The organism is Bradyrhizobium sp. 23, from assembly GCF_023073295.1.
GTDB lineage: Bacteria > Pseudomonadota > Alphaproteobacteria > Rhizobiales > Xanthobacteraceae > Bradyrhizobium > Bradyrhizobium canariense_D.
Map to the genome: position 1 here is coordinate 639675 of NZ_JADPJF010000148.1, position 13636 is coordinate 653310.

General features: G+C 65.0%; 13 protein-coding genes and 1 pseudogene. 3 read left to right on the top strand and 11 right to left on the bottom strand.

The window, feature by feature from the left end; translation table 11 throughout:
• Nucleotides 1–3 precede the first annotated feature (3 nt).
• Both IVB32_RS36400 and IVB32_RS36405 read left to right on the top strand, forming a co-directional pair.
• Complete coding sequence (locus tag IVB32_RS36400) at nucleotides 4–993, top strand: ABC transporter ATP-binding protein (RefSeq protein WP_247404336.1); 990 nt, start codon at nucleotides 4–6, stop codon at nucleotides 991–993.
• Nucleotides 990–1982 (top strand): oligopeptide/dipeptide ABC transporter ATP-binding protein, encoded by a 993-nt coding sequence (locus IVB32_RS36405; RefSeq protein WP_247412955.1) that lies wholly within the window; start codon nucleotides 990–992, stop codon nucleotides 1980–1982. Before IVB32_RS36400 ends, IVB32_RS36405 begins: the two co-directional genes overlap by 4 nt.
• A gap of 179 nt (nucleotides 1983–2161) precedes the next feature.
• On the opposite strand, the gene IVB32_RS36410 is transcribed toward IVB32_RS36405, so the two are convergent.
• The 11 genes and pseudogenes from IVB32_RS36410 to IVB32_RS36460 form a co-directional block, all read right to left on the bottom strand.
• Nucleotides 2162–2449: a YciI family protein gene (locus tag IVB32_RS36410; protein WP_247412957.1), complete on the bottom strand. Its 288-nt coding sequence runs from the start codon at nucleotides 2447–2449 to the stop codon at nucleotides 2162–2164.
• 80 nt (nucleotides 2450–2529) lie between these two features.
• Complete coding sequence (locus IVB32_RS36415; RefSeq protein ID WP_247370740.1) at nucleotides 2530–3504, bottom strand: sugar ABC transporter substrate-binding protein; 975 nt, start codon at nucleotides 3502–3504, stop codon at nucleotides 2530–2532.
• Between the two features lie 42 nt (nucleotides 3505–3546).
• Nucleotides 3547–4524: an ABC transporter permease gene (locus IVB32_RS36420; protein ID WP_247412959.1), complete on the bottom strand. Its 978-nt coding sequence runs from the start codon at nucleotides 4522–4524 to the stop codon at nucleotides 3547–3549.
• On the bottom strand, nucleotides 4521–5471 hold the full coding sequence (locus IVB32_RS36425; RefSeq protein WP_247370737.1) for an ABC transporter permease: 951 nt from the start codon (nucleotides 5469–5471) through the stop codon (nucleotides 4521–4523). The genes IVB32_RS36420 and IVB32_RS36425 overlap by 4 nt, the downstream gene beginning before the upstream one ends.
• Complete coding sequence (locus IVB32_RS36430) at nucleotides 5464–6990, bottom strand: sugar ABC transporter ATP-binding protein (RefSeq protein ID WP_085352395.1); 1527 nt, start codon at nucleotides 6988–6990, stop codon at nucleotides 5464–5466. The genes IVB32_RS36425 and IVB32_RS36430 overlap by 8 nt, the downstream gene beginning before the upstream one ends.
• Nucleotides 6987–8379: pseudogene (locus IVB32_RS36435) on the bottom strand (FAD-linked oxidase C-terminal domain-containing protein). Before IVB32_RS36435 ends, IVB32_RS36430 begins: the two are co-directional and overlap by 4 nt.
• Before the next feature lie 57 nt (nucleotides 8380–8436).
• Nucleotides 8437–9321: an intradiol ring-cleavage dioxygenase gene (locus IVB32_RS36440; protein ID WP_085352397.1), complete on the bottom strand. Its 885-nt coding sequence runs from the start codon at nucleotides 9319–9321 to the stop codon at nucleotides 8437–8439.
• 15 nt (nucleotides 9322–9336) lie between these two features.
• The gene (locus IVB32_RS36445) at nucleotides 9337–10239 is read right to left on the bottom strand and encodes an NAD(P)-dependent oxidoreductase (RefSeq protein ID WP_247370734.1); all 903 of its coding nucleotides are present in this window, start codon (nucleotides 10237–10239) and stop codon (nucleotides 9337–9339) included.
• A gap of 20 nt (nucleotides 10240–10259) precedes the next feature.
• Nucleotides 10260–11630, bottom strand: a complete 1371-nt coding sequence (locus tag IVB32_RS36450) for an amidohydrolase family protein (RefSeq protein ID WP_085352399.1) — start codon at nucleotides 11628–11630, stop codon at nucleotides 10260–10262.
• Between the two features lie 4 nt (nucleotides 11631–11634).
• On the bottom strand, nucleotides 11635–12714 hold the full coding sequence (locus tag IVB32_RS36455; protein WP_247370732.1) for a maleylacetate reductase: 1080 nt from the start codon (nucleotides 12712–12714) through the stop codon (nucleotides 11635–11637).
• Nucleotides 12711–13034 carry a Dabb family protein gene (locus IVB32_RS36460; protein WP_085352401.1) on the bottom strand — a complete coding sequence of 108 codons (324 nt, stop codon included), beginning with the start codon at nucleotides 13032–13034 and terminating at the stop codon, nucleotides 12711–12713. The genes IVB32_RS36455 and IVB32_RS36460 overlap by 4 nt, the downstream gene beginning before the upstream one ends.
• A 108-nt stretch (nucleotides 13035–13142) precedes the next feature.
• On the opposite strand from IVB32_RS36460, the gene IVB32_RS36465 reads away from it, so the two are divergent.
• Nucleotides 13143–13636: LysR family transcriptional regulator (locus IVB32_RS36465; RefSeq protein WP_247412960.1), on the top strand; the 494-nt coding region annotated here is incomplete at its 3' end.

Consider the following 13636-nt stretch of genomic DNA (forward strand, 5'->3'; position numbering starts at 1 on the left):
GCGATGGCACTGCTTGAAGTCGAAAACCTCCAGACCCACTTCCGCACGCCCAGCGGCATCAACCGCGCGGTGGAAGGCGTGTCGTTCCATGTCAACGAGGGCGAGACGCTCGCCATCGTCGGTGAGTCCGGTTGCGGCAAGTCGGTGACCTCGATGTCGCTGATGCGGCTGATCCCGGAACCGTCCGGCAGGATCGCCGGCAGCATCCGCTTCGCGGGCAAGGACCTGCTGCAAATGTCGGATCGCGAGATGCGCGCGATCCGCGGCAACGACATCTCGATGATCTTCCAGGAACCGATGACCAGCCTCAACCCGGTCCTGACCGTCGGCCGTCAGATCCGCGAAACGCTGATGATTCACCAGGGGCTGGACAAGCAGGCCGCCGAGGCACACGCGATCGAGATGCTGATTCTGGTCGGCATTCCCGAGCCGAAGCGGCGCGTGCGGGAATATCCGCATCAGCTCTCCGGCGGCATGCGCCAGCGCGTCATGATCGCCATTGCACTCGCCTGCAATCCAAAGCTTCTCATTGCCGACGAGCCGACCACAGCCCTCGACGTGACGATCCAGGCGCAGATCCTGAAATTGATGCTGGATCTCAAGCACCGGGTCGGCGCAGCGATCATCCTGATCACCCACGATCTCGGCGTGGTCGCCGACATCGCCGAGCGCGTCATGGTCATGTATGCCGGGCGCAAGGTCGAGGAGGCGCCGGTGGCGGAACTGTTCCGTTCGCCGCGTCATCCGTATACGCAAGGCCTGCTCGGCGCAGTGCCGCGGCTCGGCTCGTCGCTGACCGGCACGGCGAGACGGCTGGCGGAGATCCCCGGGCAGGTGCCTGATCTGCGCAAGCCCATCGTCGGCTGCGTCTTCGCCGGACGTTGCGCGCTCGCGACCGATCTCTGCCGGCAGTATGCGCCGGGGCTCGAAGAGAAGGGCCCACGTCACGTCGCGGCCTGCCATTATGCGGCCAAGGGAGCGGTCGCGGCATGAGTCCTCCGCTGCTCCAGGTCAACGACCTCAAGAAGCACTTCCCGGTCAAAAAAGGCCTGTTCAGCCGCAAGTCCGAATGGGTCTATGCGGTGGACGGTGTGTCGTTCGAGATCGCGCGCGGCGAGACGCTCTCGCTGGTCGGCGAGTCCGGCTGCGGCAAATCGACGGTCGGCCGTGCGATCCTGCGCCTGTTCGACATCACGGCAGGGCAGGTCATCCTCGACGGCCAGCGTATCGACGACGCTCATCCGAGCACGATGCGTCAGATGCGCCGCCGCGTGCAGGTGGTGTTCCAGGACCCGTTCTCGAGCCTCAATCCGCGCATGCGCGTGCGCGACATCCTGGCCGAGCCGATCCGCAATTTCGGCCTCGCCAAATCCGCGATCGATCTCGAGACACGCGTGGCGGCGCTGATGGACACCGTGCGCCTGCCGCGCGAGGCGCTGAACCGCAGGCCGCACGAATTCTCCGGGGGCCAGCGCCAGCGCATCGGCATCGCGCGTGCGCTCGCCGCCGAGCCCGATCTGATCGTCTGCGACGAGGCGGTGTCGGCGCTCGACGTCTCGGTAAAGGCCCAGATCGTCAATCTGCTGCAGGATCTGCAGCGCGAGTTCGGCCTGGCGCTGCTGTTCATCAGCCATGACCTCGCGATCGTCGAGCACATGACCCATCGCGTCGCGGTGATGTATCTCGGCAAGATCGTCGAGGTGGCGCCGCGCTACGAGATCTTCGCCGCGCCAAAGCATCCTTACACCAAGGCGCTGCTCTCGGCGGTGCCGCTGCCCGAGCCTGGCGTTCAGCGCAATCCCATCATCCTCAAGGGAGACGTGCCGAGTCCGATCAACCCGCCAAGCGGGTGCCGCTTCCACACCCGTTGCCCGCTCGTATTCGATCGCTGCCGGACCGAGGAGCCGACATTGCGCGCGGCTGGACCCGAGCAGTGGGTGGCCTGTCATCTCGAAGAAGGTGCGACGGTGACGAGCGGCTAGCCGTCTGGGCGGTCGCAAAGCTCTGGATCGAGGCGCAGGGGCGTCAATCGGGCGAGGATGACACTCTGCTCCTGTTTTGCCCGACGAGTCAAAAACGTTTGCGACGAAAATTCATGTGTAAAAACAACCTCATTCTACTGTGCATGGGGTTGTTTTCGCGTTTTTTGTTTTAGCCGCCTTCAACCCTGGCGGCGCAGGAAGCCCGTGATCGTGACCTTTTCCCAGATGTCGGCCGCGGCAAACGGATCGGCTTGGTTGAAAGCCTCGACCTCGCTGCGGCCGGGCGCCTCGATCAGGAACAGGCTGCCAATCATCCTCTCGCCGTCGTCGGAGACCAGCGGCCCTGACATCACGATCTTGACGCCGAAGCGCGAGGTGTCGCTCAGGAAAGCCTTGTGGGCGTCGTAATTGGCGAGCCGGATCGGCAGCGCGCCGGCGCGGTCGAGGACGTGAATGGCGAACAGCATGATGGTCTCCGTTTATATCACGTTTTCTTGGGACGGCCGCGGCTGCGGCCGTCCGGGCTTGTCGTGATGGCGGCGGTTGGTTACTTGCCGCCGAGCTTGCTGGCTTCTTCGAAAGTCGGGCAGCTCCGTTGCTCCAGCGGCACGTCGAACGGCTGGTAATTGTCCTTGGTGATCACGGTCGGCTTCAGCACGATCTCAGCAATGACGGGCTGGTTGCGCAAAGAGCGGATCGCCATCATGGTGCCGAGGCAGCCTTGAAAGAATCCGTTGTAATCGCCGCTCGCGAGCAGCTTGCCGGACTTGATCGCGTCGATCGCTTCCTTGGTGCCGTTGATGCCGATCACCTGCGCCTTGCGGTTGGCGCCGTCGAGGGCCTCGATCGCGCCGACCGCCATGGCGTCGTTGGCGGCGAGCACGCCGTCGATCTGCGCGTTCGACTGCATCAGATTCTCCATCACCTGGAGCGCCTGGAGCCGCTGGTAATTGCCGGGCTGCGAGGCCAGCAGTTTCGCACCGGCGTTTTCCTTCAGCGCGTAGTTGAAGCCGCGGACGCGGTCGACATTGGTCAGCGAGCCCTTGACGCCCTCGATGATGACGATGTTGCCCTTACCGCCGAGCGTCTTGAGCAGGAAGCGCGCGGTCTCGAGCCCGAGGCTGTAATCGTCGGCGCCGACGAAGGACAGGAACTTGCCGCCGGCCGAGCGATCGGTGATGTTGACGACGGGGATCTTGGCCTCGTTGATCTTCTCCACGCCCGGCACCATCGCCTTGTAGTCGACCGGCGTGAAGACGATGGCGCTAGGCTTCTTCACCACGACGTCCTCGATCTGGCTGAGCTGCTCGGGAATGCTGTCGGGCTTGGTCGGGATGTATTGCAGCGTCTTCGCGTTCAGCGTCTTCGCCATGTTGTCCGCGCCGACCCGCACCGTCTGGAAGAACGGATTGGTCTGGTTCTTGGTAAAGACGGCGATGGTCTCGCCATCGGCTCGCGCTTGCGTGGTGAGCGCGGCCGCCATCAGCAGCGGCAGCGCCAAATAACCCAGTGTCTGTTTCATGTTGCCTCCATCCCTCATTTTGCTTGTTGGTCGTTCAAGAGCTCATTGCGCGCGGCGGCGGGTCTTCATGTCGAGCCAGACCGCGAGAATGACGATGATGCCTGTCACCAGCGACTGCCAGTTGGCGCTGACCGACAAGAGGTTCATGCCGTTCAGCACCAGCGTCAGGATCAGCGCACCGATGAAAGTGCCGAACACGGTGCCGACGCCGCCGAACAGGGAGGTGCCGCCGATCAGCACCGCGGCGATCGCGGGCAGCGTCAGGCTTTCGCCGATGTCGGCCTCGGCCGAATTGAGCCGCGACAGGAAGATGATCGAGGCGAGCCCCGCCATGGTGCCGGAGACGGCGTAGACCAGCAGCAGGCGTCGGGCGACCGGAATGCCGGAGAGCCGCGCCGCGACCGGATTGGCGCCGATCGCGTAGATCTCCTGGCCCCAGATCGTTCGCTGCGCAAACAGCGTTCCGATCCCGAGGAACACCAGCAGCAGATAGACCGGGATCGGCAGGCCGAATAGATAGCCGCTGCCGATCTGGCGGAACCCGGCCGGGAAGCCGTGAAGGGTTTCACCCGCCATGTACCAATAGGTGAGGCCGTTCAGCACCCAGAGCATGCCGTAAGTGGCGATGAAGGAGGGGATGCGCAGCGCGGTGACCATGACGCCGTTGAGGAGCCCAACGATGCCGCCGCAGGCAAGTCCGGTGAGGATGCCGAGCGCCGGCGAGCCGGTCTTGTGGATCACGGTCCCGGCGATGCAGGCGGACAGCGCGACATTGGCGCCGACGGAGAGATCGAGGCCCGCGGTCAGCACCACCAGGGTCAGGCCGGAGGCGATGAAGAAGGTCAGGCTCGCCTGCCTGAGCACATTGAGAATGTTGCCGAGGCTCAGGAAGGAATCGCTGAGCACGGCGAGCACCGCACAAATCAGCAGCGCCGCAAGCAGGCGATAGAACATTTGGATCGCGTCCTGCGACAGGAACGAGCGGGGCGGCGCGATGGCGTCTTTGCTGATGTCGGTCATGCGCGGCTCCGCAGGCCGTCAAGGAAGAGGGCAACGATGACGAGGACGCCGACGCTTGCGACCTGCACCGAGGACGGCAGCGAGATCAGGTTCAGCCCGTTGCGCAGCACGCCGACCGAGAGCACCCCGAGCAGCGTGCCGAGCAGCCAGCCATTGCCGCGCTCGAACGACGTGCCGCCGACGGCGACGGCCGCGATCGCATCGAATTCGAGACCGAGGCCCGCGGTTGGATGCCCGGAATTCATCCGCGCAGTCATCAAGAGGCCGGCGATGCCGGCCATGGCGCCGCCGATCGCATAGACCGCGATCAGCAGCTTGTTCGGTGAGAGGCCGGCGTAGCGCAGCGCCTCGCGGTTGCCGCCGAGCGCGAAGATGTAGGTGCCGAAGCGGGTGTGATAGAGCAGACCGTGGAAGACCGCGTAGGTCACGAGTGCCATCACGATCGGCACGGGAATTCCCAAAAGCGTCGCCGAATAGATGTCGCGCACGCTGTGGGGGATGCCGACCACGCTCTGGCCGTCGCTGACGATCAGCGATAGGCCCTGCGCCATGCCGAGCGTGCCCAAGGTCGCAACGAAGGGCGGGATGCCCACGATGGCGACCAGCCAGCCATTGGCGAAGCCGAAGGCCGCGCCGACGAGGAGCCCGGCACCGAGGCCGAGCAACATCGAGTGGGTGGTGAGCGAGACGATGGCGACGCAGAGCGAGGTCAGCGTCAGCACCGCGCCCATCGACAGGTCCAGCCCCTCGGTCATGATGATCAAGGTCATCGGCAGCGCGAGCATGGTCAGGATCGTCGACTGCACCAGCACGTTGGAGAGGTTGGCGACCGACAGGAAGCCGGGCGCGATCGTGCTGAACAGCGCGATCAGCAGCACCAGCACGATGGCAACGCCGGGAACCCGTTGCAGCGGATTCGGTTGAGAGACGACCGCGGCCTCACGCATGATGCATCCCCAGTCGCACGATGTTCTCCTCGGTCAGCTCGCTACGCGCGAGATGCCCGGCGATGCGCCCTTCGCGCATCACATAGGCGCGGTCGCAGACGTGGCAGATCTCGACCTGTTCGGACGAGATCATCAGCGCGGCCGCGCCTTCCGCGACAAGGCGGTCGATCAGGGCGAAGATTTCGGCCTTGGCGCCGATGTCGATGCCCCGGGTCGGCTCGTCGAAGATGAAAAGTTTCGAGCCGGCGGCGAGCCACTTGCCGATCACGACCTTCTGCTGATTGCCGCCTGAAAGCAGGCCGACGGTCTGCCGTGCGCTAGGCGTCGCAATGCGTAGCTGACGGATCAGGCCGTCGGCAGTGCGCTGCGCACTGCGCTGGTCGAACAACCCGCTCGGGAACAGTTTTCGCAGCGCCGACACTACCAGATTGTCGCTCACCGATCGCAGCAGCGCGAGACCTTCGCTCTTGCGGCTCTCCGGGATCAGCGCAATGCCGCGGCGGGCGGCGAGGTCGGGCTCACCGGAAATGACTTTGCCGTCGAACACGATCTCGCCTGATGTCACGGGATCGGCACCGAAGATCGCGCGCGCGACTTCGCTGCGACCGGAGCCGACCAGGCCACACAGGCCGACAATCTCACCGCGGCGCACCTCGATGTTGATGTCGGCGATCCCCGTCGATGAACTCAAGGCCTTGACCTCGAGCAGCAGCTCGCCGGGCTTGTCGGCAAAATTGCGCGGGTAGGTCATGTCGACGTTGCGACCGACCATCATGCGGACGAGCTGGTCCGGCGTGACGTCAGCAGGTTTGACGCCGTCGATGCGGCGGCCGTCACGCAGCACGGTGATGCGGTCGCCGAGCGCGAACACCTCCGCCATGCGGTGCGAGATGTAGACGATCGAGACGCCGTCGGCCTTCAGCCGCGCGATCAGCGCGAACAGCAGCTCGGTCTCGCGATCGGATAGCGCCGCAGTCGGCTCGTCCATCACCAGGATGCGGGCGTTCTGGCTGATCGCCTTCGCGATCTCGACCATCTGCTGCTGCGCCACCCCCAGCTTGTCAACGATGGTGGAGGGATCGATGTCAAAGCCGATCGTGCCGAGCACGCGCGCCGCGTCGGCCAAAATCTTGCGGCGATCGATCGTGCCGGGGATGCGGCCCTTCGGCTCGCGGCCGAGAAAAATGTTCTGGGCGATATCGAGATGGGGGACGAGGGAGAATTCCTGGAAGATCACGGCAATGCCGAGCTTCTGCGCGTCCGCGGCCGAGTGGATCGCGACCGGCTCGCCTCTGTAGTAGAACTCGCCGGCATCGGCGCGATAGGCGCCGCACAGCACCTTCATCAGGCTCGACTTGCCGGCGCCGTTCTCGCCCAGCAGCATGTGGACTTCGCCGGGGAAGACGGCAAAGGAGACGTCGTCCAGCGCCTTGACGCCGGGAAACTCCTTACTGATGTCGCGCAGCTCAAGGAGCGGGACAGGTGAGGCGGGCTCGACGGCTAATGCGGCGGTGCTCATGCCTGCGCTCCGCCTGCAAAGATCTTTCCGGGGTTCATCAGTCCGTCAGGGTCGAGCGCGGTCTTGATCGACCGCATCACATCGACGGCCTCGCCGAGCTCGTCGGTGAGATAATCGATCTTGCCGAGCCCAATGCCGTGCTCGCCGGTGCAGGTGCCGTCCATGGCAATCGCGCGGGCGACCATGCGGGCCTGCAGCGCCTTGGCGCCTTCGGCTTCCTCGGGCCTGGCCGGATCGATCAGAATCAGCATGTGGAAATTGCCGTCGCCGACATGCCCGACGATCGGCGCCGTAAAACCGTGCTCGTCCGCGTCGCGCCGGGTATCCGTGAGGCATTCCGCCAGTCGCGAGATCGGCACGCAGACGTCGGTGATCACGGCACGCGCGCCGGGGCGCAGGCCCAGGCCCGCATAGAGCGTTGTCGCGGGCGTGCCAGAGCCGGCTGCGATCCTCCGGTGCCTTGGACCAGGCAAAGCCGTGGCCGCCATGGTCGGCGGCGATGGCCTGTGCGGCCTCGGCCTGCTCGGCGACGGAAGTCTCGGAACCATGGAATTCAAAGAACAGCGTCGGGGCTTCGCGATAGCCGAGCTTCGCGTAGGCGTTGATGCCGCGCATCATGACGTCGTCGAGCAACTCGATACGCGCGATGGGGATCGCGGACTGGATCACGGAGATCGCGGTGTCCACGGCGTTGTGCAGGGTGTCGAAGCTGCAAACCGCGGCCGAGATCGCCTGCGGCACGGGATGCACCTTCAGCGTGATTTCGGTGATGAGTCCGAGCGTGCCCTCGGCGCCGACGAACATGCGCGTCAGGTCGTAACCGGCGGCTGACTTGCGCGCGCGTCTGGCGGTCCGGATCACGCGGCCGTCGGCCAGAACCACCTCCAGCGCCATGACGTTGTCCTTCATGGTGCCGTAGCGCACCGCCATCGTGCCGGAAGCTCGCGTGGACGTCATGCCGCCGATCGAGGCGTCGGCGCCGGGATCGATCGGAAAGAAAAGCCCAGTGCCGCGCAGCTCCGCATTGAGCTGCTTTCGGGTGATGCCGGGCTGCACGACGACGTCCATGTCGCTATCGTGCACCGTCAGCACCTTGTTCATGCGTGCGAAGTCGAAGCAGACGCCGCCCGCGACCGCGGCCGCATTGCCTTCGAGCGAGGTCCCGGCGCCGAACGGTACGATGGGCATATTCGCGCCAGCGCACAGCTTGACGATCTCCGCGACTTCCTGCGTGGTTTCAGGGAAGACGACGATGTCGGGCGGCAGGTTGCGATAATGCGACTCGCTCTGCCCATGCTGATCGAGCACGCCACGCGCGACGCTCGCGCGCGGGCCGATCATGCCTGTGAGGCGATCGGCCAATATGCTCGTGCTGACTCGCGGTCCCATTCTTACTCCCTGTCTGGCCCTGTTGTCGGACTCTTGTCTGGTCCGCCGTCGTTCAGCTTAAGCGGCTCTTGCGCTGCTAGCGACCTGCTTCAGGCCGAAATCATAGTTGAGGTGAAAATACTCGATGTCTACCATGCGACCATCGGGCGCACGGCCGGGCGGGCACTGCACAAATTCGCGGATCAGGCTGTCCTTGACGCCGAACACCACGTCGCTGTCGAGATACTGGTCGCCGGCCACGAACACATGGGTCACGAGTTGCTCGAAGCCGGGCGCCGAGATCATGAAATGCACGTGCGCCGGGCGCCAGGGATGGCGGCCCTGGACCGCCAGCATGTCCCCAACTGTGCCGTCATGTGGGATCGGATAGGCAGCCGGCTTGATCGACCAGAAATTGAAGCGGCCGTTCTGGTCGGTGTGGAAGCGCGCCCGCATCGCAAGATCGCCGATCTTGTCGAGCTGCTGCACGTCGTAATAGCCATCATCGTCGGAATGCCAGACATCCACGACGGCGCCGGCAAGCGGCCGTCCGTCGACGGTCGACACCGAGCCGGTGACGAGCATCGGATCGCCTTCCATCGGGCCGGAGATGTCAGCGCCGTTGTCTTTCTCGGGCGACGCCTGCACGAAGAACGGACCGAGCACCGTGGTTTCGGTGGCGCCTTCCGGCACGGGATGATTGATCGCGTCGACCAGCATGGAGACGCCGAGCGCGTCCGACAGCAGGATGAACTCCTGGCGCTTGTCGTCGCACATGTGGCCGGTGCGGGTCAGGAACTCGATGCCGTATTCCCATTCCTTCTGGGTCGGTCGCACCTCGCGGACGAAGGCATGAAGGTGGCGCACCAGCGCTTCGCTGACCTGCTTGATCCGCGGATCGGTCGCGCCTGCGATCCGATCCAGCACCGCGTCCGTGATCGTGTTCTCGTTGAAATTTCGCATAGGTGCCTCCGTGAATCAGAGTTTGGGCTCGCCAAGGCCGGACAGCCGCTCGAGGTGCTTGACGGTCGCGATGAAGTCGGCGTCGCCGTCGCCCTGCGCGACCAGCGAGCCATAGGTCTCGCGCACCTGGGCCGCGAGCTGAAGCGGCACGCCGACGGCGTGGCCGGCACCGAGGATCAGATCGAGATCCTTGGCCATCTGCCTGCAGGAGAAAGTCGAGTCGAAATCGCGGCTGCGCAGCGGCGCGGTCTTGTATTTCACCATCGGCGAGGCGACCGCGCTGTCGTCGAGGACTTTCAGAATGTCCTGCCAGCCGATGCCGCCCTTGCGCGCCAGCGCCAGACTCTCCGCCATCATCGCGGCCGACACCGCGATCATCAGATTGACCGCAAGCTTCGCATATCGCGCTTCCTCGCCGGGCCCAAGATAGGTCTGGGCGCGGGTGAAGGCGGCAAGCAGCGGCTTTGCGTTTTCGTAGGCGTCCTCCGGGCCCGAGACGAAGCAGCTCAGCGCGCCGGTGTGGACGATACTGGCATTGCCCGAGACCGGCGCCCGCAGGTAGAAGACACCGCGCGCCTGGGCGGCGGCGTCGACCTCTGCGGACGCCTCGACGCTCACGGTGCTGGTCTCGATCACAACAGATCCAGCCGCCATCGCGGCGATGAGGCCGGTTGGGCCGAGCAATGCGCCGCGCAAGGCAGCGTCATCGGGCAAGGACGTGACGATCGCGGCCTTGCCGTCCACGGCCTCGGCCGGTGAAGCGGCAATCGAAATGCCTTGCGTGCGAGCCTCCGCGAGCCGTGCGGCGCTCCGGTCGAACGCGGTCACCGCATAACCGGCCTTGGCGACGAGCACCGACATCGGCAAGCCCATCTTGCCGATCCCGATGAAAGCGATGTGTTTCGAAGCGTCCGTCATTGTTGTTGTCCTTGACGCCCTCAGGCGGCGTGTCCCTGTCGTTCGATGTCGTGCACCAGTCGCCGGCCGGATTGCACGAGCAGTTCCTTCTTCGCCCCCAGGCCCTCGGCCAGCAGCCGACCATTCCGCTTCTTCCACACGCCGCCGATCATCACGGCCTCGATATTGGCAAGGCTCGTCTGCATCACCACGGTGGAAACGGGATCGTGCACCGGGACGAGGTTGAGATCGGAGCAATTGATGATGACGAGGTCGGCGAGCTTGCCCGGTGTCAGCGAGCCGATCTGGTCCTCGCGGCCGAGCATGCGGGCGCCTTCCGTCGTGATCCAGCGCAGCGCCTCGCGGACGGGGATCGTGGTCGTCGCCGGAATGGTGCCGCTGGCCTTGCGCGACTCGGCGTTGTCGAGCGCCCGCTGCATCGAGAGCGCAACGCGCGCGGCGGAGAAGAGGTCGCCCGCCAGTACGGATTCCAGATCGATGCCGATGGTCGGCCGCACGCCGCGCTTGAGCAGCCGTCCGGTGATCGGAAAGCCGTGGCCCTGGATCATTTCGTTCTCCGGCGTCACCGAGAAGGAGACGCCGAGATCGACCATCCGGTCCAGCAGTTCGTCAGGCAGGTCATTGCCATGGACGATGTTGATGCCGGGGCCGACTAGACCCGCCCCGATCAGCTTCTCCCAGCCACCGGGCGTCTTCGCGGGACCACCGCCCTGATGCATGGATGCGATCAGCTTGAGCTCGTGCGCCATGCGGAAATCGTGCATGGCGACGTCGAGCGTCGAGTAATGTGGCCCCAGGATCGCAAGGCCGAGCGTGACGAGGCCGTCGCGGTCGGCGAGGGGCCCCGCCAGCAGTCGTTCGACCTCATTGCGTGGATGCGGCACTTCCGAGAAGTGCGGCTCGCCCGGTTTCGGTTCGGGCTTGGGCGAGCCGTGGAAGAAGGCCGCACGGATACCGCTCTCGATCAGGCCGCGCACGGCGGCGTCGGTATGATCGGGCGTCGGATTGTTGTGGCACCAGTCGGCCAGCGTGGTGGTGCCCTGGTTCATCTGGTTCAGCGCGCCCACCAAGGTCGCGATATAAATGTCCTCGGGCCTGAAGACCGTAGCGAGACCCGCATGCATGCGGCGGAAATATTCCAGCAGCGTCCAGTTGGCGGCATAGCCGCGTAAGCCCGTCTGCCAGGTGTGCATATGGGCGTTGATCAGGCCGGGGATGACGATGCGCCCGGTGCCGTCGACGATCTCGATCTCGGCCGCGCCGCCGACGTCGATCGATGGACGCACGTCAACGATGCGGCTGCCCTCGATCAGCACGTCGCCGCGAGGTAAATCGCCGATCGTGTCATCCATGCTGATGATGACAGCGGATTTGATGAGCGTGCGCCGCATCGAATCAAACTGCCGTTTTGATGGCGCCGGGCGGCTCGCCGGCCCAGGCGCGCGCGATCAGGTCGCGAATGGCGTTGCGATCAAGCGGGCGCGGGTTCCAGTACGCGTTGGTGACGGCGAGATCCGCAGCCTTGTCGATGCCGCCTTCGGGCATGCCGATGTCGCGCAATGCGACCTTCGCACCCAGCCGCTTCGCGAGCTCGAAAAGTCCTTGCGGTGCATCGGCGGCGCCGATTGCGCGTGAGATCCGCGCCATCGCATCGGGCACGGCCGGCGCGTTATAGGCCAGCGCGTGCGGCAGCACGATGGTATGGGTCTCGGCATGCGGCAGGTCGAAGGTGCCGCCGAGCGTGTGGCAGAGCTTGTGATGCAGCGCCATGCCGACGGTACCAAGGCAGACGCCGCACAGCCAAGCGCCATAGAGCGCCTCGCTGCGAGCCTCGCGATCGTCGCCCTTGGCGGCGATGGCGAGCAGGGCACATGCCAACGCGCGAATGCCCTCTTCTGCCATCAGCGACGTGACAGGATTGGTGTCGCGCGCGTAGAGCGCTTCGGCCGCATGCGCGATCGCATTGATGCCCGATGTCGCGGCCAGGCTCGCCGGCAGCGTCAGGGTCAAATCGACATCGTAGATCACCGTTTCCGGCAGGATGGCGGCGTCGCGTACCGTGGTCTTCAACCCGTTCTCGGTCTGTCCAACGATCGGCGTCATCTCCGAGCCGGCATAGGTGGTGGGAATGCAGAGCTGGTTGACGCCTGTACGCAAGGCGAGCGCTTTGCCGAGCCCGGTCGTGGATCCGCCACCAAGGGAAATGACGCAGTCGGCCTCGCACGCCTTCATCGCCGCGAGCGCCCGCTCCGTGACCTCGACCGGCGTGTGCATGGTCGCGCCCGGAAAGATGCCGGCGTAGAGCGGACCGAGCGCCGCGCCCAGGCTTTTGCCTTGCGCCTCCTGCTGCGGCGTCGTCAGCACCAGCGCGCGCTTGCCACCGAGCCGCTCGACCTCGGCCTTGGCTTCAGCCAGTGTTCCGCTGCCGAACACGACGCGGCAGGGCAGGTTTTCAAAGGTGAACGTACCGATCATGCGCCGGTCTCTTTGATGGGATAATCGACCTGGAAGCGTCCGATCCGCAAGTCGCCCAGCGCCTCGCGCACGCGCAAATGTTCCGGGTGGGTGGCGTAGGCCTGGAGCGCAGCGTGGTCGGTGAATTCGGAGAACAGAACGACGTCGCAAGCGTAGTCGACATCGCTGACATCGAGTCCGACTTCGATGTGGGTGAGGCCGTCGATCCGGCCGCGTAGCCCCTCGAACAGGGTCTTGACCTTGACCCGGGCGGCGGAACGCTCCGCTGGCGTCTCGCCGCGCAGCCGCCACATCACGATGTGCCTGATCGGGCCCGACATTTCCCTGTTTCCTCGCCTGCTATCTTACTTGTGTTTGGGCCATTTTGACTTGCGGGATACGGAAATAAAGCTCAATAATCGTAAGTCTCTTTTCCTGTTTGCGAAAAAATGGACCGCCTGCTCCAGTTGGAAGTATTCGCCAAGACGGCCGAGCTCGGCAGCATGTCCAAAGCTGCCGAAGCCCTACGCATGTCGAATGCTGCCGCGAGCCGCCATCTCAGCGCTCTCGAGGAGCGCCTTGCAGTCCGGCTGATCGAGCGCAACACCCGTCGGCTGTGGTTGACTGAGGCGGGGCAGGAGCTGCTGGAGCGCTCGAGCCGGGTTTTGAGCGAGTTGGCCGAGGCCGAGGACATCGTCAGCGATCGGGCGCTGTCGCCGCAAGGCATGCTACGGGTCACGAGCTCGCTGTCCTTTGCGGTGATCTATCTGGCGCCGATGCTGCCAGCCTTCCGCGCCCGCTATCCGAAGCTCAACATGCAGATCACCACCGCCAACCGGTACTCCGATTTCATCGAGGCCGGCATCGACGTGGCGATCAGGACGCGCGAGCAGGAGCCGGATTCCAACATCATCGTCCGCCGCATCGGCCAGATGCGGCGGGG

Coding starts and splice junctions, on each gene's coding strand:
- IVB32_RS36400 (WP_247404336.1), top strand. CDS start 4: ATGGCACTGCTTGAAGTCGAAAACCTCCAGACCCACTTCCGCACGCCC.
- IVB32_RS36405 (WP_247412955.1), top strand. CDS start 990: ATGAGTCCTCCGCTGCTCCAGGTCAACGACCTCAAGAAGCACTTCCCG.
- IVB32_RS36410 (WP_247412957.1), bottom strand. CDS start 2,449: ATGCTGTTCGCCATTCACGTCCTCGACCGCGCCGGCGCGCTGCCGATC.
- IVB32_RS36415 (WP_247370740.1), bottom strand. CDS start 3,504: ATGAAACAGACACTGGGTTATTTGGCGCTGCCGCTGCTGATGGCGGCC.
- IVB32_RS36420 (WP_247412959.1), bottom strand. CDS start 4,524: ATGACCGACATCAGCAAAGACGCCATCGCGCCGCCCCGCTCGTTCCTG.
- IVB32_RS36425 (WP_247370737.1), bottom strand. CDS start 5,471: ATGCGTGAGGCCGCGGTCGTCTCTCAACCGAATCCGCTGCAACGGGTT.
- IVB32_RS36430 (WP_085352395.1), bottom strand. CDS start 6,990: ATGAGCACCGCCGCATTAGCCGTCGAGCCCGCCTCACCTGTCCCGCTC.
- IVB32_RS36440 (WP_085352397.1), bottom strand. CDS start 9,321: ATGCGAAATTTCAACGAGAACACGATCACGGACGCGGTGCTGGATCGG.
- IVB32_RS36445 (WP_247370734.1), bottom strand. CDS start 10,239: ATGACGGACGCTTCGAAACACATCGCTTTCATCGGGATCGGCAAGATG.
- IVB32_RS36450 (WP_085352399.1), bottom strand. CDS start 11,630: ATGCGGCGCACGCTCATCAAATCCGCTGTCATCATCAGCATGGATGAC.
- IVB32_RS36455 (WP_247370732.1), bottom strand. CDS start 12,714: ATGATCGGTACGTTCACCTTTGAAAACCTGCCCTGCCGCGTCGTGTTC.
- IVB32_RS36460 (WP_085352401.1), bottom strand. CDS start 13,034: ATGTCGGGCCCGATCAGGCACATCGTGATGTGGCGGCTGCGCGGCGAG.